This is a genomic window from Mesorhizobium sp. LNJC391B00, from assembly GCF_000502535.1.
In the GTDB taxonomy this organism is placed as follows: Bacteria; Pseudomonadota; Alphaproteobacteria; order Rhizobiales; family Rhizobiaceae; genus Mesorhizobium.
Genome location: NZ_AYWI01000006.1, coordinates 501833 through 528546, shown reverse-complemented (window position 1 = coordinate 528546; position 26714 = coordinate 501833). Strand labels below are relative to the sequence as shown.

Annotated in this window: 22 protein-coding genes; 10 read left to right on the top strand and 12 right to left on the bottom strand. The window is 62.9% G+C overall.

Annotation, left to right across the window (positions count from 1 at the left end; translation table 11 throughout):
* Nucleotides 1–16: 16 nt before the first annotated feature.
* From X750_RS147250 to X750_RS147275, 6 genes are all read right to left on the bottom strand, one after another.
* Entirely contained in the window at nucleotides 17–691 is a 675-nt protein-coding gene (locus tag X750_RS147250; RefSeq protein ID WP_023684787.1) for an amino acid ABC transporter permease, read from the bottom strand.
* Nucleotides 688–1365: an amino acid ABC transporter permease gene (locus X750_RS147255; RefSeq protein WP_023695534.1), complete on the bottom strand. Its 678-nt coding sequence runs from the start codon at nucleotides 1363–1365 to the stop codon at nucleotides 688–690. The genes X750_RS147250 and X750_RS147255 overlap by 4 nt, the downstream gene beginning before the upstream one ends.
* A gap of 129 nt (nucleotides 1366–1494) precedes the next feature.
* On the bottom strand, nucleotides 1495–2283 hold the full coding sequence (locus X750_RS147260) for an ABC transporter substrate-binding protein (protein WP_023705203.1): 789 nt from the start codon (nucleotides 2281–2283) through the stop codon (nucleotides 1495–1497).
* A gap of 108 nt (nucleotides 2284–2391) precedes the next feature.
* The gene (locus X750_RS147265; RefSeq protein ID WP_023705202.1) at nucleotides 2392–3555 is read right to left on the bottom strand and encodes a saccharopine dehydrogenase family protein; all 1164 of its coding nucleotides are present in this window, start codon (nucleotides 3553–3555) and stop codon (nucleotides 2392–2394) included.
* The gene (locus X750_RS147270; protein WP_023670324.1) at nucleotides 3552–4061 is read right to left on the bottom strand and encodes an Lrp/AsnC family transcriptional regulator; all 510 of its coding nucleotides are present in this window, start codon (nucleotides 4059–4061) and stop codon (nucleotides 3552–3554) included. Before X750_RS147270 ends, X750_RS147265 begins: the two co-directional genes overlap by 4 nt.
* Before the next feature lie 102 nt (nucleotides 4062–4163).
* A complete protein-coding gene (locus X750_RS147275; protein WP_023705201.1) occupies nucleotides 4164–4895 on the bottom strand; it encodes a 3-keto-5-aminohexanoate cleavage protein in 732 nt (243 codons plus the stop codon).
* Nucleotides 4896–5095: 200 nt separating this feature from the next.
* Here X750_RS147275 and X750_RS147280 point away from each other — a divergent pair, with 200 nt between their 5' ends.
* From X750_RS147280 to X750_RS147290, 3 genes are all read left to right on the top strand, one after another.
* Nucleotides 5096–5518, top strand: coding sequence for an OsmC family protein (locus tag X750_RS147280; protein WP_023705200.1), 423 nt, complete (start codon nucleotides 5096–5098; stop codon nucleotides 5516–5518).
* A 44-nt stretch (nucleotides 5519–5562) separates the two neighbouring features.
* Nucleotides 5563–6087: a hypothetical protein gene (locus tag X750_RS147285; protein ID WP_023708602.1), complete on the top strand. Its 525-nt coding sequence runs from the start codon at nucleotides 5563–5565 to the stop codon at nucleotides 6085–6087.
* Nucleotides 6088–6205: 118 nt separating this feature from the next.
* Entirely contained in the window at nucleotides 6206–6949 is a 744-nt protein-coding gene (locus X750_RS147290) for a 2OG-Fe(II) oxygenase (RefSeq protein ID WP_023705198.1), read from the top strand.
* 52 nt (nucleotides 6950–7001) lie between these two features.
* Here the strand turns inward: X750_RS147290 and X750_RS147295 are convergent, their stop codons facing one another.
* Nucleotides 7002–7316, bottom strand: coding sequence for an EthD family reductase (locus X750_RS147295; RefSeq protein ID WP_023705197.1), 315 nt, complete (start codon nucleotides 7314–7316; stop codon nucleotides 7002–7004).
* A 226-nt stretch (nucleotides 7317–7542) separates the two neighbouring features.
* On the opposite strand from X750_RS147295, the gene X750_RS147300 reads away from it, so the two are divergent.
* Nucleotides 7543–9165 (top strand): ABC-F family ATP-binding cassette domain-containing protein, encoded by a 1623-nt coding sequence (locus X750_RS147300; protein WP_023705196.1) that lies wholly within the window; start codon nucleotides 7543–7545, stop codon nucleotides 9163–9165.
* Nucleotides 9166–9210: 45 nt separating this feature from the next.
* On the opposite strand, the gene X750_RS147305 is transcribed toward X750_RS147300, so the two are convergent.
* From X750_RS147305 to X750_RS147315, 3 genes are all read right to left on the bottom strand, one after another.
* Nucleotides 9211–11832 (bottom strand): EAL domain-containing protein, encoded by a 2622-nt coding sequence (locus X750_RS147305; RefSeq protein WP_031196553.1) that lies wholly within the window; start codon nucleotides 11830–11832, stop codon nucleotides 9211–9213.
* 262 nt (nucleotides 11833–12094) lie between these two features.
* The gene (locus tag X750_RS147310; RefSeq protein WP_023705194.1) at nucleotides 12095–12988 is read right to left on the bottom strand and encodes a hypothetical protein; all 894 of its coding nucleotides are present in this window, start codon (nucleotides 12986–12988) and stop codon (nucleotides 12095–12097) included.
* Nucleotides 12989–13223: 235 nt separating this feature from the next.
* A complete protein-coding gene (locus X750_RS147315) occupies nucleotides 13224–14870 on the bottom strand; it encodes an acyl-CoA synthetase (protein WP_023705193.1) in 1647 nt (548 codons plus the stop codon).
* Between the two features lie 201 nt (nucleotides 14871–15071).
* Here X750_RS147315 and X750_RS147320 point away from each other — a divergent pair, with 201 nt between their 5' ends.
* From X750_RS147320 to X750_RS147345, 6 genes are all read left to right on the top strand, one after another.
* The gene (locus tag X750_RS147320; protein WP_031243028.1) at nucleotides 15072–16193 is read left to right on the top strand and encodes a KamA family radical SAM protein; all 1122 of its coding nucleotides are present in this window, start codon (nucleotides 15072–15074) and stop codon (nucleotides 16191–16193) included.
* A gap of 150 nt (nucleotides 16194–16343) precedes the next feature.
* Complete coding sequence (metH, locus tag X750_RS147325) at nucleotides 16344–20153, top strand: methionine synthase (protein ID WP_023747871.1); 3810 nt, start codon at nucleotides 16344–16346, stop codon at nucleotides 20151–20153.
* Between the two features lie 188 nt (nucleotides 20154–20341).
* Complete coding sequence (locus X750_RS147330; RefSeq protein ID WP_023747870.1) at nucleotides 20342–20932, top strand: BA14K family protein; 591 nt, start codon at nucleotides 20342–20344, stop codon at nucleotides 20930–20932.
* An 87-nt stretch (nucleotides 20933–21019) separates the two neighbouring features.
* On the top strand, nucleotides 21020–21337 hold the full coding sequence (locus X750_RS147335) for a DUF2934 domain-containing protein (RefSeq protein ID WP_023747869.1): 318 nt from the start codon (nucleotides 21020–21022) through the stop codon (nucleotides 21335–21337).
* A gap of 264 nt (nucleotides 21338–21601) precedes the next feature.
* On the top strand, nucleotides 21602–22609 hold the full coding sequence (locus tag X750_RS147340) for a hypothetical protein (protein WP_023695521.1): 1008 nt from the start codon (nucleotides 21602–21604) through the stop codon (nucleotides 22607–22609).
* Nucleotides 22558–23499 carry a class I SAM-dependent methyltransferase gene (locus X750_RS147345; protein ID WP_198020991.1) on the top strand — a complete coding sequence of 314 codons (942 nt, stop codon included), beginning with the start codon at nucleotides 22558–22560 and terminating at the stop codon, nucleotides 23497–23499. The genes X750_RS147340 and X750_RS147345 overlap by 52 nt, the downstream gene beginning before the upstream one ends.
* 8 nt (nucleotides 23500–23507) lie before the next feature.
* On the opposite strand, the gene X750_RS0133105 is transcribed toward X750_RS147345, so the two are convergent.
* Together X750_RS0133105 and X750_RS147350 are read right to left on the bottom strand one after the other, a co-directional pair.
* On the bottom strand, nucleotides 23508–25466 hold the full coding sequence (locus X750_RS0133105) for a tripartite tricarboxylate transporter permease (RefSeq protein WP_023747867.1): 1959 nt from the start codon (nucleotides 25464–25466) through the stop codon (nucleotides 23508–23510).
* The gene (locus X750_RS147350) at nucleotides 25466–26518 is read right to left on the bottom strand and encodes a hypothetical protein (protein WP_023747866.1); all 1053 of its coding nucleotides are present in this window, start codon (nucleotides 26516–26518) and stop codon (nucleotides 25466–25468) included. The genes X750_RS0133105 and X750_RS147350 overlap by 1 nt, the downstream gene beginning before the upstream one ends.
* Nucleotides 26519–26714 lie beyond the last annotated feature (196 nt).

The following is a 26714-nucleotide window of genomic DNA, read 5'->3' as shown; positions in this document are numbered from 1 at the left end:
CCTTTGGGGTTCGATGTCACAGCTGCACCTCGCCATGCGCCGCGCCCATGCGTCGCTCCAACCGGCGGGCGAGCATGATCAGCGGATAGCAGACGACGAAATAGCCGACGCCGACCAGGAAGAAGACCAGCAGGCCGTTGGGCACACGCTGCACCACAAGCCAGCCGACGCGGGTGAGGTCGGTCAGCCCGATCGCCGAGACGACGGAGGAATCCTTGATCAAGAGTACATATTGCCCGACCAGCGGCGGCAGCACGATGCGCATCGCCTGCGGCAGCACCACCTGGCGCATGCGTTGCCAGCGCGACAGGCCAGACGCCAGAGCTGCCTCAACCTGGCCGGTCGGCACCGAGCGGATGCCGGCGGCGACGATCTCGCAGATGAAGCACGCGGCGAGGTTGGTGAGCGCGATGATGCCGGCGGTGAAGGCATCGAGCTCGATGCCGAATTCCGGCAGGATGAAGAAGATCAGGAAGATCTGCACCAGGAACGGCGTGCCGCGGATCAGGTCGACCCAGGCCCCGATCACGCTCGAGATCAGCCGGTTGCCGCCGGTGCGCAATATGCCGAGGCCGAAGCCAAGCAGCGTGCCCAGCACCAGGCTGATCGCCGACAGCATCACGGTCATGCCAAGGCCGCGCAAGGCGAGGGGGTAGCTGCCGGCCAGGCTTTGCAGCTGTTGCCAGATCATGTGCTGCTCCTTGCCGGCTGCAGACCGAGCCACCGACTGGACAGCCCCGCCAGTCCTTTGAGGCAGTAATAGAGCAGCAGATAGAAAGCGGCGATGGTGAGAAAGCCTTCCGCCGGCATGAAGCGGTCGGACGCCAGCAACTGGCCGGCGCGCGTCAGTTCGGAAACCGAGATCAGCGACAAAAGCGCGGAATCCTTGACCAGCACGATCGCCTGGCCGAGCAGCGGCGGGATCGTCACCTTGAAGGCTTGCGGCAGGATGACCAGGCGCATGCGCTGGACATAGGTCATTCCCGAGGCAACCCCGGCCTCGACCTGGCCGCGCGGGATCGACAGGATGCCGGCGCGGATGATTTCCGCGACATAGGCGCCGCTGTTCAGCGACAAAGCGATGATGCCGACGACGAGCTCGGGCAGGACGAAGCCGAGACGCGGCAGGCCGAAATAGAGGAAGTAGAGCTGCGCCAGCAACGGCGTGGCGCGCACGGCATCGATATAGCCCTTGGCCAGCACGCGAAACAGCTGGCCGCGCTGCAGGTTCATGGCGGCGAGCACGATGCCGACGGCCAGCGCGCCCGCAAAAGACAGCGCCGACAGCCACACGGTCGTGATCAGACCCTGCCCGAACAGCGGCAGATATTCGACGATGGTGCGGAAGCTGAAATTTTCGAGCATGGCGGTGAATTGTGAATGGTGAATGGGCAGTAGTGAGTAGTGAGTGGTGAGCAGTGAAGGGCGTCCGGAATGGCCATTCACCATTCACCATTCACTACTTCCTACTCACTACTCCCTGCTTACCTCTGCTTAGTGATCCTTCTTCCAGGCGTCGGAATTGACCCAGTAGTCGAGGTTCTTCTGCAGGCGGCCGTCGATGCTGACCTGGTTGAGGAACAGGTTCATCCAGATCAACAGGTCCGGCTCGTCGTAGCGGGTGGCGAAGGCAAGCGGCTCCTTCGACAACAGGTCCGGCATGATGGTGAAGGTGCCGGCGGGATAGGCTGTCGACTGACCCTTGACCGCCGAGACGTCGTTGACGCCGCAATCGGCCTGGCCGTTGTTGACTGCGTCGAGCAGCAGCGGGCCGCCGCCCTTGTAGCTCTTGATGTCGGCATCCGGGAAGGCGTTCTTGGCTTCCTTTTCGCCGGTGGCGCCTAACAGCACGGCGATCTTGGTGCCCTTGGCCTTGCAGTCCTCGGTTGTCTTGAACTTGCTGTCGGCCTTGGTGAAGACGGTGCTGCCCGTATACATGTAAGGTGTGGTGAAGGCGACCTTCATGCCGCGCGCCAGCGTCGGCGTCATGTCGGCGACGAGCAGGTCGGCCTTGCCCGAAAGCAGCGCCGGGATCAGCCCGTCCCAATCATAGTCGAGGAAGGTGATCTTGACGCCCATTTCCTTGGCCATCAGTTCGGCGAGTTCGACCGAACTGCCGGTGCGCTCGCCGGCCGCGCCGACCAGCGAGAAGGGAGGTCCTTGCGTCTGTACCGCGACGCGCAGTTCGCCGCGCTTGGTGATCTCGTCGAGCGTTCCGGCACTGGCAGCAGCGGTCAGGCCCGCAAGCGCAAGTCCGGCGATGAAAAGTCTGGCAATCTTCATTTGGCATTCCTCCTGTTATCGTTGTTGTTCCACTTTGTTATTCCACCCTTTTGGGTGTTTTTTGAGCGGCGGCACCGTTTTCCGGCGGCAGCCACCGTTCGAAAATCCTCAGTCCCAGGCCACCGTCTCGGCAACCTTGATGCCACGCCTGGCCAGCTCGTCGAAGAACGGCCCGTCCGGCACATGCAGCAGCGGGTTCAAAAGCCCTGGTGTGGCGATCTCGCGCCGCGCCAGCATCTGCGCCACGATGCTGGCGGGATAGCCGACGCCAAGGCTCATGCCGAACAGGCCTGATGCCAGGTCGCGTTCGATGATCAGGTCCGACGTCACCGTTTTGGCGCGGCCGCCTTCGAGACCGGAAAAGACATTGCGCATCACGCAAAGGTCCTTCTCGTCGGCGCCATATTGCAGTTGCGGGCCGAGCAGACGGCCGAGAAATTCGCGTGGGCTGGCGCCGGTGCCGGGCACCTTGTCTTCGGAGAGGAAGCCGAGTTCCTTCAGCGGCGCCCAGAACGCCGACCATCCCGGCCAGCGCAGCGTATAGCGGCCCGAGCGTTGCAATCCCTTGGCGGCTGCCAGCATCTCGACATAGTGCAGAGCGTCGCCATTGGGGAAAGCTTCCAGCCGGCCGAGGCCCGCGACCTCGATCTCGTGGATGAAGGCATTGTCGTGCTGTCGGCCGGCCGGCACTTCGACGCGCTTGCCATACTCGATCATCACGCTGTCGCGGTTCTGGCTGACCAGAACCATGTCGAAATTCCAGCTTACCTTGTAGCAGAGCGGCTTGGCCATCGCCTTCGGTTCGGGGATGCCGCCGCAATAGGAATCGATCGAAGAAATCGTAGAGAACTGCTTTGCGGCGCGCGCATAGAGCACGAGGTCGATGCCGGGGTCGAGCCCGCATTCGGTCATGATCGAAACGCCGGCCTGTGCAGCCTCCGGCGCCAGATCGGCAATCGCCTTGCCGTAGTTGGTGGTGACCAGCGGCGTGCGCGTTGCGATCGCGGCCTGCACCGCCTCGCGCATCAATGGCTGCGGCAGCAGATCGATGGCGGCGTCGACATCCGCCAGCACGGTGGCAAGCGCCGGACCGATCGCGCCCTCGGGCATGACGAAACGCACGCGGGAAAGGTCGGTCAGCCCGGCAAGCCGGGCAGGGCCGTCAGCCGACGTATCGACGCAGACGACTTCCTCGACACCGGCGCTGGCGACGAGATCGGCGATGGCCGCCCGTCCCTGCAGGCCGAGGCCGCCGAGAACAGCTATTCTCATGCCGGCTCCTTGCGTGACGGTGTTTCTTCCGACCAGCAGCCTTCGGGAAGGCTGACCCATTTGTTGCATGAAGCCATGACGACGAAGGTTTCGCTGCGCACGACTTCCCCGGGAATGCCGGCGCCCGGAATCAGCTCGCTGGTGATGCGGTAGAGGTCGGCGACATCGCCGGCGACGGTCACGTCGACGATGATGTCGAAGCGCCCGGTAACCACCGAGGCCGAGTTGACGAAAGGCAGTTCGGCAATGCGCTGCGCCAGTTCCCGGGCGCGGCCACGTCCCTGAGCGTTGATGCCGACAATGGCCGAGATCAACTCGGGGCGTTCGGTCAGATTGAGCAGCCCGACGATCTTCAAGAGGTTGCGGTCGAGCAGATTGCGCAACCTTGAGCGCACCGTCGGCACCGAGATCGCCATCGTCTCGGCGAGCCGGTTGATGCCGGGCTGGGCATCCTGCGACAACAGCTTTACCAGCCGTCGATCGGTTTGATCGAGATGCTCACGCAAAAGGCAAGGCTTTCATAAAGGAGAAAAATGTGGTGGAATTTCTTCCTGATATGAAAATAGCCTACGAGATATTTATAATAACAGCAAGAGGTCAGTTTGTTGCTACGCTGATCGAATGGACTGGAACATCGCCACGGCTGCCGCCGTCAGCGCGGCATTGCCGGCCGCAACCGTGCCATCCGGCAGATGCTTCCCATCCTCCAGCCCGACGCGCGTCGACCAGTCGCGATCCGCGGCACGGCGCACGAACGGCCACACCGTCGCGTTCTCGCCATGCAGCAGGATGGCACGGCGAATGCCGGCGCGCTCCAGGACCTGTTCGATGCCGCCGGCGACCGCAAAAGCCTCGTCTAGCGTCTGCTCGGAAATCTCGATCAGCACGCGCAGCACGCGCCCGCCATGGTCGAGGCCGACCAGCCGCTCGGCGTCGGCGACCGACGCCAGACCCGCCTCGATGCCGATGCCGCGCTGCCGCAGGCTCTCCATGACGATAGGCGCGGCCGCCTCGCTGAGATTGACCGAGGCATAGTCCGGCAATTCGCGCCAGCCGGCGATGGCGACCAGCGTGCTTGTATCGTCATTCTCGATCCAGGCGCCGGTGGAGACGCCGATCAGCGTACCGGGGCAGGCACGGCGCAGCCCTGCGATGGTCGGATCCATCGCTGCCGGCGCAAGGCTCTCGCGGCGGTCCGCGCTGCGGGCATGGACATGCAGCTCAGCTGCGCCCGCGGCAATCGAAGCCGCCCCGTCGCGCGCCATAGCGTCGGAGTCGAGCGGCAGTGTGGGGTGAAAATCGGCGGCGCGCGCGCCATTGATGCAGGCCTGGACGATCATGGCTCTCGCGATCCTGTTGCGGATCGCGCGAGCCTACCGCAGGGCAGGGCGGAGAGGGAACGGGCGTGGTGAAGATTGCTGACAGGGTGCCGCTTCTGCGGAGGTTGCGGTATCGGCCCAGGACATACCATATAGCGGGACAGGACACGCCACGGGCGATCCTTACCCCTTTGCCGGACTGCCGGCCAGAAGGATTTGCGATGGCTGAGTTGAAGGTCAGGACCCGCGTCACCGGCGCGACGGCGACGCTGCAGCCCGGCGGCTTGCCTTCCATCACCACTCCGACCGGCGGTGCAGTCGATGTCGTCACCGGCGTCAGCGCGCCGGGCTTCAATCCGCTCGACCTGCTCTACGCCTCGCTCGCCGCCTGCATGGTGCTGAGCGCGCGCATCGCCGCCTCCCGCCTCGGGGTTGCCGCCGCGCTTGGCGAGGTGCGCGCCGAGGTCAGCGGCGAGAAGGCCAAGGACGAGCCGTCGCGCGTCGAAAGGCTCAATATCAGGCTCGACATCTCAGGCGATCTCGACGCTGCGACCAAGCAGCGGATCGTCGAGGACGCCGAAGCGACCTGCACGGTGTCCAACACGCTGCGCGCCGTGCCGCAATTGCATACGACGCTTGGGTGAGGGTGTCGCAGAATGCCTCGCTGCCACCAACCAAGGACCGTTCCATGGCCATGATCCCGCCGATCGACTACGCCTCGACATCGCAAGACATCCGCGCCGAGCACGACAGGGAACTTGGCCTGCGCGGGCGCATGACCAACATGAAGCGCATCCTGCTGCATTCACCGGCAGCCCACCGCATCTATGCCGAATGGTTCACCCTGCGCGATCTCTTGAAGCCCACGCTCGACGACCGCGCCATCTGGCTGTTGTCGCTGGCGGTCTCCGAGAGATGCCGCGCCGAGATTCCGCTTACCTTCTTCCGCCGCGCGCTGATCGACAGCGGTCTTGATCCCGAGGCGATCGAGCCCAGCGCCGACGAGACACTGCTGATCGAATTCGGCAAGGCAGTCGCTGCCGATACCAACGCCGTTCCCGACGATGTCTGGGCGGCAATCAAGGCTCGCTACGACGACACACTGCTGGTCAACCTCGTCGCCTTCGCCGGCGTCATGGTGGCGACCTGCTTGTTCACGAATGCGGTGCGCGTTGATCTCGACCCGGAGCTGGAGGTGTATCGCAAGCGGTGAAGCGCGTTTTCCCTTCTACCACAGGGGGCGAAGGGGAAGATCGCGCTTCACCTCCGCAGGAATCGGGTGGTTCACGCCCGCCGTTCGCCCCACTTTGATCACATCAAAGGAGGCATCGATGACCATCCATTCGATAAGCACCAAACGCGCAGCCCATTCGGCCGAAGCGCGCGTCGCAGCGCAGGACTGGAGTGCTCTGATCGGCGAACTGAACAGCCACGGCAGCGCCGTCATGCCGGCGCTGCTTGCACCCGAGGAGTGCGCCGAGATCGCCGGTCTCTATCCGCATGAGGACCATTTCCGCAGCCATGTGGTGATGGCCCGCCATGGCTTCGGCAAGGGCGAGTACCGCTATTTCCGCTATCCGCTGCCGGATCTGGTCGGTGGCCTGCGCACCGCGCTCTATCCCAGGCTGGCCGGCGTCGCGAACGACTGGAACGATCGCATGGGCGCGGCACGGCGCTATCCCGATGACCACGCCGCCTTCCTCCAGCTTTGCCACGAAGGCGGCCAAACGCGGCCGACGCCGCTTCTCCTCCAATATGGCCCCGGCGACTTCAACTGCCTCCACCAGGATCTCTATGGCGACCTCGCTTTTCCCCTGCAGGTCGCGATCCTGTTGTCGCAGCCGGGCGAGGATTTCACCGGCGGCGAATTCGTGCTGACCGAGCAGCGCCCGCGCATGCAAAGCCGTGCCGAAGTGGTGCCGCTGACCCGGGGCGATGCAGTGATCTTTGCTGTCCACAATCGCCCGGTGCAAGGTACGAAAGGGCACTACCGCGTCAATCTCCGGCACGGCGTCAGCCGCCTGCGCTCGGGACGGCGGCATACGGTGGGAATCATCTTCCACGACGCGAAGTAACGTCGTCCGCTTCGGCGCGGCTCCTTCGTTCCACTCCGAGATCGGCTAAGATTCACACTTGGTCGACGTCGAACAGGAGCATCGTCAAGTCATCGTCTCCTGGGGCGAGTATACGCCGGTCAGCGGCGCAGGCAATGCCGATTTCGGTGGCAAATGCGCTCTGCATATCGGCGAGGCTGTCGAAATAGAGTGTCCCGACCAGATACGGAATCTCGCCCGCCGAGCGCTTGATGATGGGCCGCCTGCTGATGTCGTAGCGCCGCAGTCCGGGAAGCTTCTTGGCCAGCGGCACATGAACCTCGAAATAGTGCCGGTCGAACGCCTCCGGATCAGCCGGGGTTTTGTAGATCACGAGCATCTTGGCCATCGTCATATTCCTGCCTGTTGGTGTCGCTGTTTGGGGGCCATGCAGGCCGCCGTGCCAATGTCGTTCCGCGAGGGCGGTTTTCGACAATCGCTGGATTTTTGTTTCGGGCGCGATGACGGGTCCTCGCCACCATCTGTGGCGCTTCTGCCTCTTTCCTCCTTGCGCTCATTCGCGTATGGCCCCGGGCAAATCCCTCAACTTTGCACCAACTCCCCCGGACCGCCTCATGATCCGTCTTGAAAGCATCAGCAAGCAGAACGGCCGCCAGCTTGTCTTCATCGAGGCCTCGGCCTCGCTACAGAAGGGCGAGAAGGTCGGCCTTGTCGGGCCGAACGGCGCCGGCAAGACGACGCTGTTTCGCATGATCACCGGCCAGGAGCAGCCCGACGAGGGCCAGGTGCAGGTCGATCGCGGCGTCACCATCGGCTATTTCAGCCAGGATGTCGGCGACATGGCGGGCCATAGTGCTGTGGCCGAAGTGATGAACGGCGCCGGGCCGGTCAGCGACGTGGCGGCCGAAATGGCCGAACTCGAGGCGGCCATGGCCGACCCCGAACAGGCCGACCGGATGGAGGAGGTCATCGAGAAGTACGGTGAGGCGCAGCATCGTTTCGAAGAGCTCGACGGCTATGCGCTCGATGGCCGCGCCCGCGAAGTGCTGGACGGCCTGGGCTTCAGCCAGGAAATGATGGATGGCGATGTCGGCAAGCTGTCCGGCGGCTGGAAGATGCGCGTGGCGCTGGCCCGCATCCTGTTGATGCGGCCCGACGTCATGCTGCTCGACGAACCGTCCAACCATCTCGATCTCGAAAGCCTGATCTGGCTGGAGCAGTTCCTGAAAGGTTATGAGGGCGCGCTGCTGATGACCTCGCACGACCGCGAGTTCATGAACCGCATCGTCAACAAGGTGGTCGAGATCGACGCCGGTTCGCTCACCGCCTATTCCGGCAATTACGAATTCTACCAGCAGCAGCGGGCGATCGCCGACAAGCAGCAGCAGGCGCAGTTCGAGCGCCAGCAGGCCATGCTGGCCAAGGAGATCGCTTTCATCGAGCGCTTCAAGGCGCGGGCGTCACACGCCGCCCAGGTGCAGAGCCGGGTGAAGAAGCTCGACAAGATCGATCGTGTCGAGCCGCCCAAGCGCCGTCAGATCGTGAATTTCGATTTTCAGCCGGCGCCGCGCTGCGGCGAGGATGTCGTGACGCTGAAGAACGTCCACAAGGGCTATGGCAGCCGCTCGATCTATGAGGGGCTGGACTTCCAGGTCCGCCGCCGCGAGCGCTGGTGCATCATGGGCGTCAACGGCGCCGGCAAGTCGACACTGCTGAAGCTGGTGGCCGGCGCGTCTGACCCGGATGCCGGCACAGTTGCTCGGGGGCCGAGTGTGAAAATGGGCTATTTCGCCCAGCACGCCATGGAGGTGTTGGAGGGCGAACGCACCGTGTTCCAGACGCTGGAGGACGCGTTTCCGCAAGCCGGCCAGGCGCCGCTCAGGGCACTCGCCGGCTGCTTCGGCTTTTCCGGCGACGAGATCGAGAAGAAATGCCGGGTTCTGTCAGGCGGCGAAAAGGCGCGCCTGGTGATGGCGCTGATGCTGTTCGATCCGCCCAATCTTCTGGTGCTCGACGAGCCGACCAACCACCTCGACATCGCGACCAAGGAGATGCTGATCACGGCGCTGTCGCAATACGAAGGCACCATGCTGTTCGTCTCGCACGACCGCCATTTCCTGGCCGCACTCTCCAACCGCGTGCTGGAACTGACGCCAGAAGGCATCCACACCTATGGCGGCGGCTATACCGAATATGTGGAGAGGACCGGGCACGAGGCGCCGGGGCTGCGGACCTGACGCAGGTCCTGCGTCCGCATTTGCGTCCAGCAAAGCCAGGATTTGTCAGCTCGCCGCCAGCCATTTGCGCGACTGCGCGAAGGCCTTGAAGGCTTTGGCATCCATCGGGTAGCCGAACAGGAAGCCTTGCAGGATGTCGCAGCCAAGCTCTTTCAGGATGCGCGCGTGCTCCATCGTCTCGACGCCCTCGGCGATCACTTCGATCCCGAGCGACTTGCCGATGTCGATGATGGACGACACAAGCTGCCGCTGTGCGGTTGAGCTGGTGATGGGGGTGACCAGCTGGCGGTCGATCTTGAGGCGACGGGGCCGCAACTTCAACAGCGAGACGATCGAGGCATGCCCGGTGCCGAAATCGTCGATCTCGACGTCGATGCCGAGCCCCTTGATGTGTTCGATGTTCCAGCTGACCAGCTCGTCGTTTTCGTCGAGGAAAATCGACTCCACCAGTTCGAACGACACGGTCCCTTCCTTGATCGGAAGCTTGCGCAAACCCTTGATCAGGTCCCTGTCTTCCAGGCGCCGTGCGGAAACGTTGACCGAGACGCGCGGGATGTTGAGGTGGCTGCGCGACCAACGCTCAAAATTATCGAGCGCCTGCTCCAGGACGGTGCGGTCGATAAGCGCCACGACATTAAGTTCTTCAGCCACCTTGATGTAGGCGTCGGGGGTCAGCATGCCGCGTTGCGGATGATCCCAACGCGACAGCGCCTCGACGCCGACGATCTCCAGCGTCTTGGCGTCGAACTGCGGCTGATAGTAGACGATGAATTCGTTCCGCTCGAGCCCGCCCAGAATCTCGTCGGCGGTCTGCTTGGTCCGCACGATCTCGCTCTGCAGCTCTTCGTTGAAAAACTCGTAGCGGTTGCGGCCGCGGCCTTTCGCCCGGTACAGCGCCAGATCGGCATTGACAAGCAACTGCCTTGCATCGACGCCGCTATTGGCCGCAATGCCGATGCTGACGCCGAACCGGCACTGGTGACCCAGATAGTCGACCGGCTGGCGCATCGCATCGATAATGTGGTCGGCCAGCGCGGCGAGTTCCTTGTCGTCGCGTCCATGGCTCAGCACGACAAACTCGTCGCCGCCGATGCGCGCAACGAAATCGGCACTGCCGACGCTGGCCTTGATGACTTTCGAAGCATGCACCAGCAATGCATCGCCCGCTGCATGGCCGAGCGTGTCGTTGATCTGCTTGAACCGGTCAAGGTCGAGATGCAGCAACGCCGCACGGCCGTCGGCTTCGCGGTTTTCGGCAAGCATCTCGTCCAGATACCGACGGTTGGGCAGACCGGTCAGCGAATCATGCATCGCGACATGCTCGATGCGGGCTTTGGCCAGGTTCAGTTCGGCATTTTTCGATTCTGAAAGGCGACGTTCACGCACGAGATTCTCGTTGAGCAGCACGTCGCCTGTCACATCCCATTCGGCGCCGATCATTTTTGGCGTGCCGTCGATGTCCCGGAAGAAACTGGCGCGGGTGCGCACATGGCGAATGGTGCCGTCCGGCCGCAGGAGCCGATACTGCGAAGAGTAGGGGCCTTGTGTTGCAACAGCCGAATCGAAATCTGCTTTAGCCCGTTCGAAGTCTTGGGGATGGATCGCCAGCGCCCAGTCGTCATAGCTACGGGTCTTGCCGCCGCCGGGTTTGCCATAGATTTCGTTGATGCGGTCGTCCCATACGAGTTCGTTGCTGACGGTATCGTGCTCCCACACGCCTATAGCAGAGGCTTCCAACGCCAGCTCCAGCCGCCGGGACAGGCGCCTCAACTCGGCGTCACTTTTCTGCCGCTCACCGAAAAGACGTCCTGCCACGAGGATCGGCAGCACCACCAGCGCGCCGGCAAGCGCCATGAGCAGACGCAACAGCCACTCATTTTTCGGAGCGGTCGGCCAGCCGCCCTTCGGTATGGCTGAAATTTGCCAGGAGCCTGAAGGCAATTGCACCTCTGCCATCACCGGATTGCCGGACACGACATTATCGCCGCCGAAGAACAGTTCCCCGCCGCCGCCGAGCGCATCCTTGCCGATAAGCGCCACATCGATATCCAGATCAGGGTCGGTCAGTCCGCTGGCAGCGTAGAGCCGATCGACATCGATCACGGCCGAGACGATACCCCAGAAACGGTCGCTGCCACCCGCCGTCGGCACGAAGACCGGGATACGGCCGATGAAGCCACGTCCGCCTTGCGCCAGTTTGACCGGCCCGGCGAGCACCAGCGCGCGCTGGTCACGGGCGCGAAGCGCGGCCATGCGTTGCGTATCGCTCTTGCGGTAGTCCAGCCCGATGGCTTTTTCATTGCCTTCCAGCGGATACATCAGCGCGATGACGAGGTCGGGGGCGCCGGCAATATCGCGCAACTGCGATTTTTGCTCGAACAGATTACGGGCGAGTGCCGCAAATCTTTGCTGGCCCATATAGGGCTCGGTAACGATTGTCGAAACGAGACCCTGAACCAGCTGGAGATTGCCGCCTATGTTGCCTTCGAGCTTGGCGCGTATGATGTTGACCTTGGCCAGGACGTCGGCGCGCGCCAGCTGATCGGAGACCTCTCTGTTCCTCTGGTCGGCAACCAGGGCGCAGACGAGAAGCACGACAAAGGCAATCGCCGCCGGCAAGTTGGCGGAAGAAAAAACGGCCCGTTTCAACCGGCCGGAATTGAGCATTGCACCTGCCAACTCGATCCGAAGACCTTTCCAGGACAGTAGTCCTTCGGTCGACCATAGTAGCTAAAGCTTAAGTTTGAGCTTCGAGACGAATCCGAGAACAAACGGTAAGCTTTTGGCTGCCAGGGTCCAGCCGAAATCTGAATGAGTGTCCGAAAGTAGGACGCCAGGTTGCAGCGTTCTGCAACCCAGCGGCGAAGTCATATTCGCCTCAGATTGCAACAAGCCGCCTGATCTTGCCGCGCGGGCCCTTGCGGGAGGCTTACTTCCCAGCCATTTGATCGGCCAGCGCCTGCGCCTGGGCGAGCAGCGCCGGGAAAGCCGGGTCAGCCGGCAGGCGCTGCGCCATGCAGGCCCGGTAGTCGCTGTCGCCCTTGTCCCAGGCGGCGTTGGAGGACTCGAACGCTTTTTCGTCCTTCAGGTCCGATGCCTGGTAGGCCTCCTGGAATTTCTGCGCGGCGGCGTCCGCAGCAGCCCACACGGCGTCGCAGGCGGCGATCTTCGGAACGGCAGGGGCTGCCGGCGCTGCGATAATTCTCACGCTGTTGCCTTTGACGAGCGTAACGATGACTTCCTGCTCATAGATCGGCCCGACGTCCTGCGTCCAGCCGCCGAGCCGTGCGAAGGCGATGTCGGCGCCTTCGGGTTTCTTCAATGGAAAGTCGAGCGTTCCCTCGAAGGCGGCGTCGCTGTTGATCGCCTGGGTATAGAAGGCATCCAGCTTAAGCGCCTCATCGATGCCGGCGGGCAGTTTGAAACTTTCGTCGGTCTCGGCGGTTCTGGACTGGAGCCAGCGCTCCAGCAGCCCTCGCGTCGTTGCCACCAGGCTGGGGCCGTCGTCGCCCTTGGTGTATCGCAGCCCATCGAGCATGCCATAGCCGATATCGGAGTCGCTGAGGCTTTCGATATTGATTGTGCCGGTTGGCGGAAAGTCCTTGACCGCCAGCGGCCCGATAATGCCGGCAAGACGCTGCTGGAGGTCGCCCAGCGCCTTCTCGTTCTCAGCGTCGATGGTCTCGATTGCCGCGTTCGCACTGTTCAGCGCCGCGATATCAGCAATCGCCTTGTCACGCGCGGCCACATAGTCGTCCTCCGGCGAGGCCGTGAAAGCCACGCTGCTCACCAGCGCAAACAGAAACGTCCAGACCCACCGCATGATATAAACCCTGCTCTACGTTCGATTCCAAGGATACATGACAACATTGGGCTGAAAAAAGACGGCGTTGGAGCTGCCCCCTTGAGAAGGAGATGGCCGGCAGGCCAGAGGCGTCGTTGCGCTTGAAGCGCTGACTCCTTTTGCAGCGCGAGACGACGTTAGCGCTTCACGCGCAACGACCCCCTCTGTCGCCTTCGGCGACATCTCCCCCTCGAGGGGGGAGATTGGCGCCTAATCACGCCTTGCGCTTCTCCACCTCCGCCTTCCTCAGCAGGAAGCGCTGGATCTTGCCGCTCGGGGTCTTCGGCAGTTCCGTGATGAACTCGACCTCGCGCGGGTAGGCGTGCGCCGACAGCCGTTTCTTGACGTGCTGGGCCAGCTCTTCGGCGAGCTCCGAATTGCCCTTGTAAGCCGGCGCCAGGACGACGAAGGCCTTGACGATCTCGGTGCGCTGCGGATCGGGCACGCCGACGACAGCCGCCTCGTTGACCGCCGGATGCTCGATCAGCGCGCTTTCGACGTCGAACGGGCCGATGCGATAGCCGGCCGAAGTGATGACATCGTCGGCGCGGCCGATGAAGGAGACCGAACCGTCCGGCTCGTACTCCACCGTGTCGCCGGTGCGGTAGTAGCCGCCCGTGATCGCCGGCGTTTGCGCCTGGTGATAGCCGTCAAACCAGCGCAGCGGCGACTTCGCGATATCTACGGCGAGGATGCCGGGCTGGTTGGGGCCGAGCTCGTTGCCGGCCTCGTCCAGTACCACCATGCGATATCCGGGCATGGCGAAGCCGGCCGAGCCCGCGCGAACGACATGCGAGAGCCCATGATGGTTGTTGACCATCATGCCGTTCTCGGTCTGGCCGTAATGGTCGTGAATGGGCGCGGCGAGATTTGCGTCGAACCAGCGGATGACTTCCGGGTTGAGCGGCTCGCCGGCGCTGCTCACCACGCGCAGTCTGCCTTTGACGCGGGCCGCAGCTTCCGCGCCTTCCGCCATCAGCAGGCGATAGGCGGTCGGCGAGCCGGCAAGGCTGGTGACGCCGAGCCGCTCGATGATGTCGTAAGTGCTCTTGGCGTTGAAGGCGCCTTCATGGAAGGTCGTGGCGATGCCGAGCTGCAACGGGCCGGTGATGGCGTAATAGAGGCCGTAGGCCCAGCCGGGATCGGCGATATTCCAGAAGATGTCGTCGGGCAGCAAGCCGATCGCGTCGCGCATATAGGCGCCGAAGGCGAGCAGGGCGCGGAGCGGCACCGGGACGCCCTTGGGCAGGCCGGTCGTTCCCGACGTCGACATCATCATGAACAAGTCGTCGCCCTTGCGCATCACCGGCTGGCACTCGGGCGAGGCGGCGGCAAGCGCGGCGCGGAAATCGATGTCGCCTGCAGGCAGCACACCGCCATTGCCAAGAATGGTGGCGATTTGCGCTGATGTCTCGACCTCGTCGAGCTTGCCGCGATTGGCCGGGTTGGTCACCACGATCCTGGCGCCGCTATAGCCGAGGCGGTGCTCGATGGCTTTCGGACCGAAGGCGGTGAACAGCGGCTGGTAGACCGCGCCGATCCGCCACGTCCCGAGGATCAGCGCCACCAGTTCGGGGACGCGCGGCAGCATGCCGGCGACGACATCGCCGGCACCGACGCCGGCGGCCTTGAGCACATTGGCGGCGCGCCCCGACATGTCGGCGAGATCGTCGAAGCTGAATTCGCGAAGCTCGCCGCCGGCCGAGATCGCGCGCAGCGCCAGCCGGTCTTCTCCGGTGTAGCGGCCGCAGCATTCGACATAGGCATTGATGCCGGTTCCAGGGTTGCCATACAACCGCGCGATCTCATCTTCGATGCGAAAGCGCTGAACGGCATCCTCATAGCGCGGCATTTTGCTCATGGCAGTCCTCCTTAGGCGGCGCCCATCTCCCCTTGGAGCGCCTTATCGGTCAGATTGCCTGAAATTGCTGCGCTGGTCGATTACGGCGATAGTCGGGGTATGCGAAGGATCGCAGCGCAGCGACAATCCGCGCCGAGCCACTGCTGTTGACCGAACCGTCCATCCGGCCGATAGCACCGCCAGAATTGCCCCGAGGCCCCAATGACCCCAGACTCAACTTTCGATGACGCGGCCATCGCCGACGAAGGACGCGATGCTGACATCGCCTGGCAAAACGACATCCGCGCGGGCGTGCGCCACGTCCGCGATCTCGCCTCGCTGCCGCTGTCACCCGCCGAGCACGCGGCGGCGCAGGAGGCGGCCGTACGCCACAAGGTGCGTGCCCCCAAAACCTATCTCGACCTGATCGACTGGAACGATCCCGCCGACCCGATCCGCGCCCAGGTCATTCCATCGCCGGATGAGCTGACGGAAACGGAAGGCGAGCTCGACGATCCGATCGCCGACCATGCCTTCAGTCCGGTGCCGCGACTGACGCACCGCCACGCCGACCGGGTGCTGTTGTTTGCGACCTACCAATGTGCGGTCTATTGCCGTTTCTGCTTCCGCAAGGAATCCCTGACCTCGATCGGCCGCGGCTATACGCGAGAAGCGCTCGAAGAGGCTTTTGCCTATATCGAAGTCCATACCGAAATCCGCGAAGTGATCCTGACCGGCGGCGATCCGCTTTCGCTGCCCGACAAGGCGCTGGCTGAAATCCGCGCCCGCATCGAGGCGATCGCGCATGTCAGGCTGCTGCGTATCCACACGCGCGTGCCTGTCGTACTGCCCGCGCGCATCACGCCGGGGCTGGTTGGCGCGTTGCAGGGCCGGCTGATGGTCACAATCGTCACCCATTTCAACCATGCGCGGGAGATCACGCCGGCCACCGAATTGGCCTGCCGCGTCATGCGCCAGGCAGGCTTCGTGCTGCTCAACCAGAGTGTCCTGCTCAAGGGCGTCAACGACACGGTCGAGGTGCTGGAGGAACTCTGCCGCGAACTGATGTACCGGCTCGGCGTCAAACCCTATTACCTGCACCATGGCGACCTCGCGCGCGGCATGGCGCACAGGCGCACCACGATTGCGCAGGGACAGGCGCTGGCCGGCGCGCTGCGCGCCCGCCTGTCGGGCATCTGCAATCCGGTCTATGTGCTGGACCTGCCGGAAGGCGGTGGCAAGGTGCCGCTCGGGCCATGCCATGTCGAGGGCCGGGACGGGCAGGACTGGCGCATCCGCGGCCAGGACGGCGAGGTGAGGCTGTATCAGGACGTCGTGGTGTAGGCAGGGCGCAGCGGCGACGATGACCGCCGCCGTCACATTGTCGATCGGGATGACCATCGCACCAAACTCTCGCCACTACGCGTTCGCCTGCATTCCGTATGTTGACATAAAGATATCCTTATGTGATGGTTGTCGCCTCAAGGATAAAAAATGTCGCAGAATTCTGCATCGCTGGACGCAATGTTCGGCCCCGTCGCGGCCAAGCCCGACGGTTCGGAAGTGCTTGCGGCGCTCACCGCGGCGGCACGCGAACGCATCCTCATCCTCGACGGCGCCATGGGCACACAGATCCAGGGTCTCGGTTTCGACGAGGAGCATTTCCGCGGCGAGGCTTTTGCCGGCTGCGCCTGCCACCAGCAGGGCAACAACGACCTCTTGATCCTGACGCAGCCGAAGGCGATCGAGGAGATCCATTATCAATACGCCATCTCTGGCGCCGATATCCTCGAGACCAACACTTTCTCCTCGACCTCGATCGCCCAGGCCGATTACGGCATGGAGGATGCCGTCTACGCGCTGAACCGGGACGGCGCGCGACTGGTGCGTCGGGCAGCGGCGAGGGCACAGCAGGAGGACGGCAAGCGGCGCTTCGTCGCCGGCGCGCTCGGGCCGACCAACCGCACCGCCTCGATGTCGCCCGACGTCAACAATCCAGGCTACCGCGCCGTCACCTTCGACGAATTGCGCCTGGCCTATGGCGAGCAGCTGCGCGGCCTGATCGACGGCGGCGCCGACATCATTCTCATTGAAACCATCTTCGACACGCTGAACGCCAAGGCGGCGATCTTCGCCTGCAACGAGATATTCATCGAAAAGGGCGTGCGCCTGCCGGTGATGATTTCCGGCACCATCACCGATCTCTCCGGCCGCACGCTGTCGGGCCAGACGCCGACCGCCTTCTGGCATTCGGTGCGCCATGCGAGCCCCTTCACCATCGGCCTCAACTGCGCGCTCGGCGCCAACGCCATGCGCGCGCATCTGGCTGAAATATCGGGCGTCGCCGACACCTTCGTCTGCGCCTATCCGAATGCCGGCCTGCCCAATGAATTCGGACGCTATGACGAGAGCCCGGACTTCATGGCCGCGCAGATCGAGGATTTCGCGCGGGAAGGGCTGGTCAATGTCGTCGGCGGCTGCTGCGGCTCGACGCCGGAGCACATCCGCGCCATCGCCGAAGCGGTGAAAAAATACCCGCCGCGCGCCATTACCGAGATCGAGCGCAAGATGCGGCTGTCCGGGCTGGAGCCGTTCACGCTGACCGACGAGATTCCCTTCGTTAATGTCGGCGAGCGCACCAATGTCACCGGCTCGGCCAGGTTCCGAAAACTGATCACGGCGGGCGATTATGTCCCCGCGCTCGACGTGGCGCGCGACCAGGTCGCCAATGGCGCCCAGATCATCGACATCAACATGGACGAAGGCCTGATCGATTCGAAAAAGGCGATGGTCGAGTATCTCAACCTCATCGCCGCCGAACCCGACATCGCCCGTGTTCCGGTGATGGTCGACTCCTCGAAATGGGAGATCATCGAGGCCGGGCTGAAATGCGTGCAGGGCAAGCCACTGGTCAACTCCATCTCGATGAAGGAAGGCGAGGAAGCCTTTCTGCATCATGCGAAGCTGGTGCGCGCCTATGGCGCGGCGGTGGTCGTCATGGCCTTCGACGAGGCCGGCCAGGCCGACACCAAGGCGCGCAAAGTCGAGATATGCACCCGCGCCTACAAGCTGCTCACCGAACAGGCCGGTTTCCCGCCCGAAGACATCGTCTTCGACCCCAACGTCTTCGCGGTCGCCACCGGCATCGAGGAGCACGACAATTACGGCGTCGACTTCATCGAGGCCACCGGCGAGATCACCGCCACGCTGCCGCATGTGCATATCTCGGGCGGCGTCTCGAACCTGTCCTTCTCCTTCCGCGGCAACGAGCCGGTGCGCGAGGCGATGCACGCGGTGTTCCTCTACCATGCCATCCAGCGCGGCATGGATATGGGCATCGTCAATGCCGGCCAGCTTGCCGTCTACGACACGATCGAACCGGGACTGCGCGAGGCTTGCGAGGACGTCGTGCTCAACCGCGCGCCCAGGGCCGGCGGCACCGCCACCGAACGCATGCTGGAGATCGCCGAGCGCTTCAAGGGCACCGCCGGCAAGGAAGCCAGGGAGCGCGATCTCGCCTGGCGCGACTGGACGGTCGAGCAGCGCATTTCCCATGCGCTGGTCAACGGCATCACCGAATTCATCGACGCCGACACCGAGGAGGCGCGGCTGGGGGCCGAGCGGCCTCTGCATGTCATCGAAGGCCCGCTGATGGCCGGCATGAATGTCGTCGGCGATCTGTTCGGCGCGGGAAAGATGTTCCTGCCGCAAGTGGTGAAGTCGGCGCGCGTGATGAAGCAGGCGGTGGCCGGACTGCTGCCGCACATGGAGGCGGAAAAACTGGCGAATGCCGCCAATGGGATCGACAATGGCGAGCGCCAGACAGCGGGAAAAATCCTGATGGCGACTGTAAAGGGCGATGTCCACGACATCGGCAAGAACATCGTCGGCGTCGTGCTTGCCTGCAACAATTACGAGATCATCGATCTCGGCGTCATGGTGCCGGCGGCAAAGATCCTGCAGACGGCGCGCGAGCAAAATGTCGACATCATCGGCCTGTCCGGCCTGATCACCCCGTCGCTGGACGAGATGGTGCACATGGCCGCCGAGATGGAGCGCGAAGGCTTCGACATTCCGCTGCTGATCGGCGGCGCGACGACCAGCCGCGTGCACACGGCGGTGAAGATCCATCCGCGGTACTCCAGGGGACAGACGGTCTATGTCAATGACGCCAGCCGGGCGGTCGGCGTGGTCTCGGCGCTGCTGTCGAACGAGACCAAGGGCGGCTACGTCGACACAGTGCGGGCCGAGTACAAAAAGGTCGCCGACGCGCATGCCCGCTCCGAGGCCGACAAGCAACGGCTGCCGCTGGCCAAGGCCAGGGCCAATGCGCACAAGGTCGACTGGTCGACCTATGAGCCGCCGAAGCCGTCCTTCACCGGCGTCAAGGTTTTCGGCAACTGGGACCTGACGGAGCTCGCGCGCTACATCGACTGGACGCCGTTCTTCCAGACCTGGGAGCTGAAGGGGCGTTACCCCAAGATCCTCGACGACGAGAAGCAGGGACCGGCGGCACGCCAGATTTTCGAGGATGCGCAGGCGATGCTGAAAAAGATCATCGCGGAAAAATGGTTCGCGCCGCGCGGCGTCATCGGCTTCTGGCCGTCCAATGCCGTCGGCGACGACATCAGGCTGTTCACGGATGAGGCGCGCTCGCAGGAGCTTGCCACTTTCTTCACGCTGCGCCAGCAGCTGACCAGGCGCGACGGCAAGGCCAATGTCGCGCTGTCGGATTTCGTCGCACCGGCCGACAGCGGCAAGCCGGACTATATCGGCGGCTTCATCGTCACCGCCGGGATCGAGGAGGTGGCGATATCAGAGCGCTTCGAGCGCGCCAATGACGATTATTCCTCGATCATGGTCAAGGCGCTGGCCGACCGTTTCGCCGAAGCTTTTGCCGAGCGCATGCACGAGAAGGTGCGCAAGGAATTCTGGGGTTACGCCGCCGACGAGACGCTGGCGCCGGATGAACTGATCGGCGAGCCCTATCGCGGCATCCGCCCCGCGCCCGGCTATCCCGCGCAGCCCGATCATACCGAGAAGGCGACCTTGTTCCAACTGCTGGATGGTGAGCGCAGTGCCGGCGTGAGCCTCACCGAAAGCTATGCGATGTGGCCGGGTTCATCGGTCTCCGGCATCTATCTCGCCCATCCCGAAAGCTATTATTTCGGTGTCGCCAAGGTCGAACGCGACCAGGTCGAGGACTACGCCCGCCGCAAAGCCATGCCGCTGGCCGATGTCGAGCGCTGGCTCGGCCCGATCCTGAACTATGTGCCCGTGGATTATGCCGAGGCGGCGGAATAGCTGGGACGTAATCTGGCCCAATGGCTCGACCGCTCCCTTGTTTTTCACCGTCGAAAAAAATCGCGCCGCACCCGGTTCTCGGCGAGCTGCCGGTTGTGGGTCGGTCAGACTTAGGTCCCTCGCGCCTGCTTTTCTGGAACAAGCCGTGATGTCCCGCATTTTATTGGCAGGGACACAAGGAGTGTCGAGTGAAAGCGATTTTGGGACTGGTCGGCGGCTTCGTGCTGACCCTTGCGGTGTTCGGCAGCGGGCTGGTTTTCGCAGCCTGGCTGCTTGCCGCCAAGCCTGTGCGGGAGGCAAGGCCCACCGTCAGCGTGGCGGAACTGTGGACCCGGGAAGCGCGGCCGGTGGACAAGACGGCGCAGGACTTCGAACGTCTGCCGCCCGAGCAGTCCGCGCATGCCGACATCGCCGCCAGGGAGCCAGCCCAGGACCCGGCCAGGCAGCAGCCCGATCCCACAGTCACCGGCGCCATCGCGCGGACCGAACTGCCGCCGCCGCATCTCGCCTGGTGCGCCAGCCGCTACCGCTCCTACGATCCCGACGACAACAGCTACATGTCCTATAGCGGACAGCAGCGCACCTGCGTATCGCCCTATCTCGCCGCCGACCGCGTCGCGCCGCGAGAGGCAAGCTACGTCGAGGGCGCGGGCGCCTACGCGGCTGCCGGCGGCGAACCGGACCATGTCGCCTCCTGCTTCAGCCGCTATCGCTCCTACCGTCCGGAAGACAACAGCTACCAGCCATATTCCGGCGGGCCGAGACGGCAATGCGAATAGCCAGCGCGAAGGGCGCCGCGAACGATTGCGACCGCGCGATTTCTGGGGTCGTTCGGATCGTCCTCAAAGCCCAGGGGAGGAACCACCATGGAAGACGACCGCCATCATAAGATACAGCAGCGCGCCTACCAGATCTGGGAGCGCGAAGGCACTGGCGACCCCGAGCACCACTGGCACCGGGCCGAGGCCGAAATCGACCGCGAAGCCGCTCTGCCGCTGACCGCCGACGACGCCCTGCCGCGCGAGATCGCCAGCACCGACGTGCTGACCGTCGAGGAACTCGCCGTGCGCACCGGCATATCGGGCGACGAGGCACAGGAGCTGATCGACAGGCTGGGCGCGGACAGGGCGGCGGTTGAGCAGGCGGCGCGGGGGATTGAGGGAAAGAGGCGGGCGACGTCCTGATCAGAGGCCTAGGACGATCTTTCAGAGTGTCTTGTTGACACTTATCACTTTGGCAGTCGCGACAGAGGCCGTCATTCTCTGACAGCTTTGCGCCTAAATTGATCCGTGCTGGCCATAGCAACATCCGTAAGCGGACGGTGCCGATGCCGGCGAAGCAGCCCAGATGCCGCGATACGAAGTGCCAACCACTTCGCGGCACCAGCGTGCCTGTAGACACTCTCGCCACTTTCTCTATACGACGTCGAGACGGGGTGGCGAGCAACGATGATCACAGTGTTGGTGCACGAGTTGAATCAGACGCCGATGCGGCGGCTGATTTCGTCGGCAGGGCACTTGTTGCCGCTTTTGCGCATGGAAACCTATCAGTCAGTCTTCCGCCGACTAAACTTTCCCGCGGGTACCTTGGTTTTTACTGATTTTGAGTATCTGAATGGCATGGAAATGATGGCGGCGGCGGATATTGCCGAAGCCGCAAAGCGCGCCGACCCTGATGCTCGAATTCTAAACCATCCCGCGACTGTCCTGGAGCGGTTCGCCCTGCTCCGCCGGCTTCGTATTAGAGGAATCAACCCGGTCGAAGTATCGCGTCTGGAGCAGGATGAGCGACCAACCCGTTACCCTGTTTTTATCCGGATGGAAGATGGCTTTTGGGGGCCGGAAACCAAGCTTCTGGAAAACCCACGCCAACTTGAAGAGGCGATCGCCGTGCTCCAGGGCAACGCCAAGCCGATGAAGCGGCGCATCGCCGTCTCCTTTGAAGCCGATCGCGATTCGAACGGCTACTATCGAAAGTATGGCGCATTCCGCATTGGGGACGCGATTGTGTCCCAGCACATACTTAGGTCCGTCGACTGGAACGTTAAGTCATCGGCAAGCAGCACCGACCCGGATTTCGTGCGCGAGGAACTCGCCTTCGTAAAGGACAATCCGCACGCTGAGGACCTGCTTCGCGCCTGCAATACGGGCCATATCCAGTTCGGCCGCGTGGACTACACGTTGCGAGACGGCGCATTGGTGATATTCGAGGTCAACCCCAATCCGACTTTTCCGAAGTTCAAAGGTGGCGCAGCCGCCCGTGAGGAACGACGTGGCCACATTATCGCGGCGTTGAAAGTTGCATTCGAGGCAATCGACAGTTCCGGCACCGGGAGAATCGACTTCCTGCCTTCAGCCGGATCTTACCAATTCATTCAGTCGGGCCGCTGGATATGGCCGGTGAGATGGCTTTGGAGAACAAGAATGGCCCGGCGAAGGAAGATGCAATCGCAATGAACGGCCCGCGAGAAAGCCCACCGGCAGGACAACGGCTCTCGATTTACACCGACGAACCACTCACGCAACTTGCCCGTTTTTCGTTTGATTGGGCTGAGGTGCTGTGTGACCCGAGCCATGGGTGTATGCCCTACCATCGCACGTGGAGCATGATCCGCCTGCTGGAATCGAAAGGTGCCAAGCCGGCCGGCGGGGGGTTCTTTGGACGTGAATTGGCTGCCGTGGCCCAGGAGGGACGCTGTCGGATTCTCCTGTCGGGCGCGGCCGACACCGGCCTGGCGGCAATGGTTCTGGGCCAAACGAGGCCGGTCGGCATCGAGCCCGAATTTGTGCTGATCGATCGCTGTGAAACGACGGTCGAACAGAACAGGCTGTTTGCCCGCTCCGCCGGTTTTGCGCTCGAGACCCACCGCGCCGACATTCGCGGTTGCGACTGTGCGCCGGTGCAGGCAGTTGTCGCCCATAGCGTTCTTAATTTCTTCGACCGCAGCGCACGCCAGCAGGTGGTCAACAGTTGGGCGCGTAGTCTCAAGCCTGGCGGACGCCTGCTTCTCTCCCAGAGGTTGCTATCGGAAAAAGACCAGCCGAGGGGGCCTCGCGGCAGCGCTGAAATCGGCCGCAGGCTTTCGACCATCGAGAAGGCCGCCGTCGCGGCGCATTTTCCTGCCGCTGCCGTGGCGGAGCTGAAGACGGCCGTCGAAGCGCTCTGGGGTGAACCGCTGCATGAAGATCGCACTACATATTCAGACCTTGCGGATATGCTGAAGCAATCCAACCTGACGATTGTCGGCTCGGAGCAGCATCATACCGGGAAAAGCGTTTCCCCGCTTGCCGCTGCCGACAGCGTCCAGACAATTCCAAGATACGAAATCGTCGCCGTCAGGATGTAGCCCGACCACTAGAATAAGTGCGACATCGCAGAAGCGGGAAGGTCGATAGCGGCTATCCGATCGAGATAAAACCAGGTCGCCACTGCGACCGCAACCGAGGTGCAAGATGCCAGTGTCGCCGACTTCAAGGTCAGCTTCTGACCGGCTGCAATCCATACCAGGGTAAACAGGGACAGCGCCGCCGGGACGCCCGCCAGCCAGACAGCGACCGGCAACAGGAGCATCATCATCAACGGCACACGATGGCTTTCCGGGATCGTATAGGTCCGTTCGCCTCCCTGTTTCTCGTGGCCAACAAGCGAGATCGTTTGCACAAGGGCGACCGCGAGCATCGCAAACAGACAACACCAGGCCACGGCCTGCGCGAAGATCGAATAGCCTGGCTGCCCTTGGAGCGATATCGCTGCCAGCACAGCGCATCCACCGGTCAACAGCCATGCGACTGCGGCATCGGCACGCTTTGGCTTGACACGTCGCGGCGGCAAAACACCACCGCGCACGATCCATGCGAGGGAAAGCGCGATTATGACCATGATCGTCAACGACGCCGGCCGTTGTAGAGGGTTCAGCCTGCCGACACGGGCCAACTCCACACTGAGCGCCAGGTTTCGCTCGATGAAGCCGCCCAGGACGAATGATATGACAAAAGGAATTTGCGGCCAGTCGAGGCGCTTCAGCATGTAGCCGGCCAGCCCGAAAGCGACGGCTACGTACAGATCGATCAGCAGCCCGTTTAGCTGCACGATCGTCACGAAGCTGACGACAATGATCGGGAGCGCGATGCGGTCGATCCTGAGAGCAGTCAGGCGCGCAAAATATGGTGTCAACGCCAATCCCACTGCGGACGTCAGCAGGTTCGACACCAGCAGCGCGGTAATCAACGTGAACGTCAGGGGCAAGCCGGTCGTCAGCATCGGTATGCCCGGAACGATGCCGTGTACCGTCAGGACTGTCAGCAGGATCAAGCCGCCCTCGCTGCCGGGAAGGCCGAAGGCAACGGTCGGCAGAAGCGAGCCTCCGTCCTTCGAATCGACGGCCGCTTCCGGCGCAATGATGCCCCTGATGTCACCAGATCCGAACCTTGAGCGCTGGTCCTTGGGGGTTGTCTGGATCGCCTGCCCGTAGGCAACGAAGCTGGCGACCGTTCCTCCAACACCTGGAATGATGCCGACCAACACGCCGATGGCCGACGATCGCATTGTTAGTCCCCAATGACGAAAGACAGCAAGCATACCGGTCCAGATCGAGTCGTTCGCGTTTTCCAGGCCAGCCGCTTTTTCAAGCTGCAATCTTTTTCGCCACGAGATGATTTCAGAAACGGTGAAAAAGCCAAGCAGCAGCGCGACCATGTCGACGCCGTCGAAGAGAGCGATGCTCCCAAACGTCCAGCGTGGTTGGCCATAGGTCGGATCAGTTCCGACAAGACCGACCAAAAGCCCCAGCAGCGCCATCGCCAGCGCTTTCAGACGGGACGCGCTTGGAACCGCAATGATCGTCGACAGGCCCCACACGCCGAGCAGCACGTATTCAAACGGTCCGAATTGCAGGATGAACGGCCGAATGATCGGCATGAGCGCTATGAGGACGAGGACGCCAAAAACCGATCCGACGGCCGAGGCCGTTGCCGCGGCGGCTATCGCGGTGCGAGGCAGGCCGGCCCTGGACATCGGATGGCCGTCGAGCAGGGTTGCCGCGCTTGGCGCGTTGCCAGGTATGTTGAAGAGGATAGCCGTTATAGATCCCATGAAGGTCGCGCCGCCGGTCAGGGCGCCAAACAGCAACAACACCGATACCGGATCCCAATGCACGGTTGCGACCAGCAGAAGGGTTGCAAGGCTGGCGCCGCCAATCCCTGGAAGAAAGGACGTAGCCATGGCAACCAAGGTGCCAAGCACCGGGATCAGTATGTTCGGCCAGGAGAATACATTGCCCAGTCCAGTGCCGAGGGCAGCCCAATATCCGGTCATCAGCGCGTTGCTCGCGCATCCCGCTCGAGTTCCGGGTGTTTTTTCAGATACGCTTCCGCCTCATGGAAGGCACTGAGCATATCGTTGATCACGATGACGGTCTCGTCGGCGTCGCGCGGCTCGATTGGACGTTTCTGAGCTTCAAGCGCCACCTTGAACCCATCGCTCTTGACCGCGGCGGAGACGGCGTCACGAAGACAACCTAGCGATTTCTGCTCCATGTCGGCAGGGGCAAAAAATCCCCGCGCTGTCGCCGAAGCTTTCGCGACGGCGATGGCCAACCGCAATCGTTCTTCCTGCTTCTCCTTGGAAAGGCCTTGGCTGCGCTGCCACACCAACCCTCCTTCGCCCGCCAGGAAAGCCACGCCTGGCGCGTTCGGGTCAGGTCCCTCCGTGAGAACCAGACCGACTTTGGCTTCGCCTGCGGCGGTCGAGCGCAAGCCTGTCGTCAATGAATTGGATGTCATATCGCCTTCGCCACGCAGGAGCGCGGACATGAGTGCGCCGCTGCCTTCATAGCCCGAGACCACGTCGACCTTGATATCGAGGAGGTGCGCGGTGAGCACTATCGGCAGGATGCCGGCTTCAAGCGATGAAACCGACGCGACCAGATGTTTGGCGCTTTGCAAATCGACATCTTTCCGAACGATCCACGCTTCGGGATCGATGTGAATCAGTCCTATCGGATTTAGCCGATTCATCCAGTTGTCGACGCCAGCCGGAATGTCACCTTGCGAAATTATGTCGGAGACGCTTTCAATCATAAGGACCAGTTCGTCGGATGGCGCATTGGTTACACGCTTTAGCGCCGCAAATCCGCCTGCCGCGGGCATATTCACGACCCTGACATCGAGCTCGGTCGTGCTGGCAAGGGCCGGCGCAAATGCACGGGCATAGGTATCATAGCCGCCGCCGGCAGCGTTGGGGACAACGAGGGTGATTCGCCGGCCGGCGTAGGTGGTTGCGCAAGCGATCTCGCCGCCGCTTGCCGCGGACGGCAGGTAGATTGCCGCGGCGGTGATTGCCGCCAACGCCACACGAAAGAACTTCATCTCGCCAAGCCCCAGATTTCACCCAGTGGTGATACTTTAGATAGCCCTTGCAACGCCAGCGTTGTTCCTTAGCAATCGCGCTTAGTTTCGTGAATGTCGCGGTCTGTGTCGCCAATTGGCGTCCGATCTGCCATGCGGTTATTCAGTTCATTAACCTTTCATTAACCATACCACGGCTAGCGTTTACCTCTCAGTA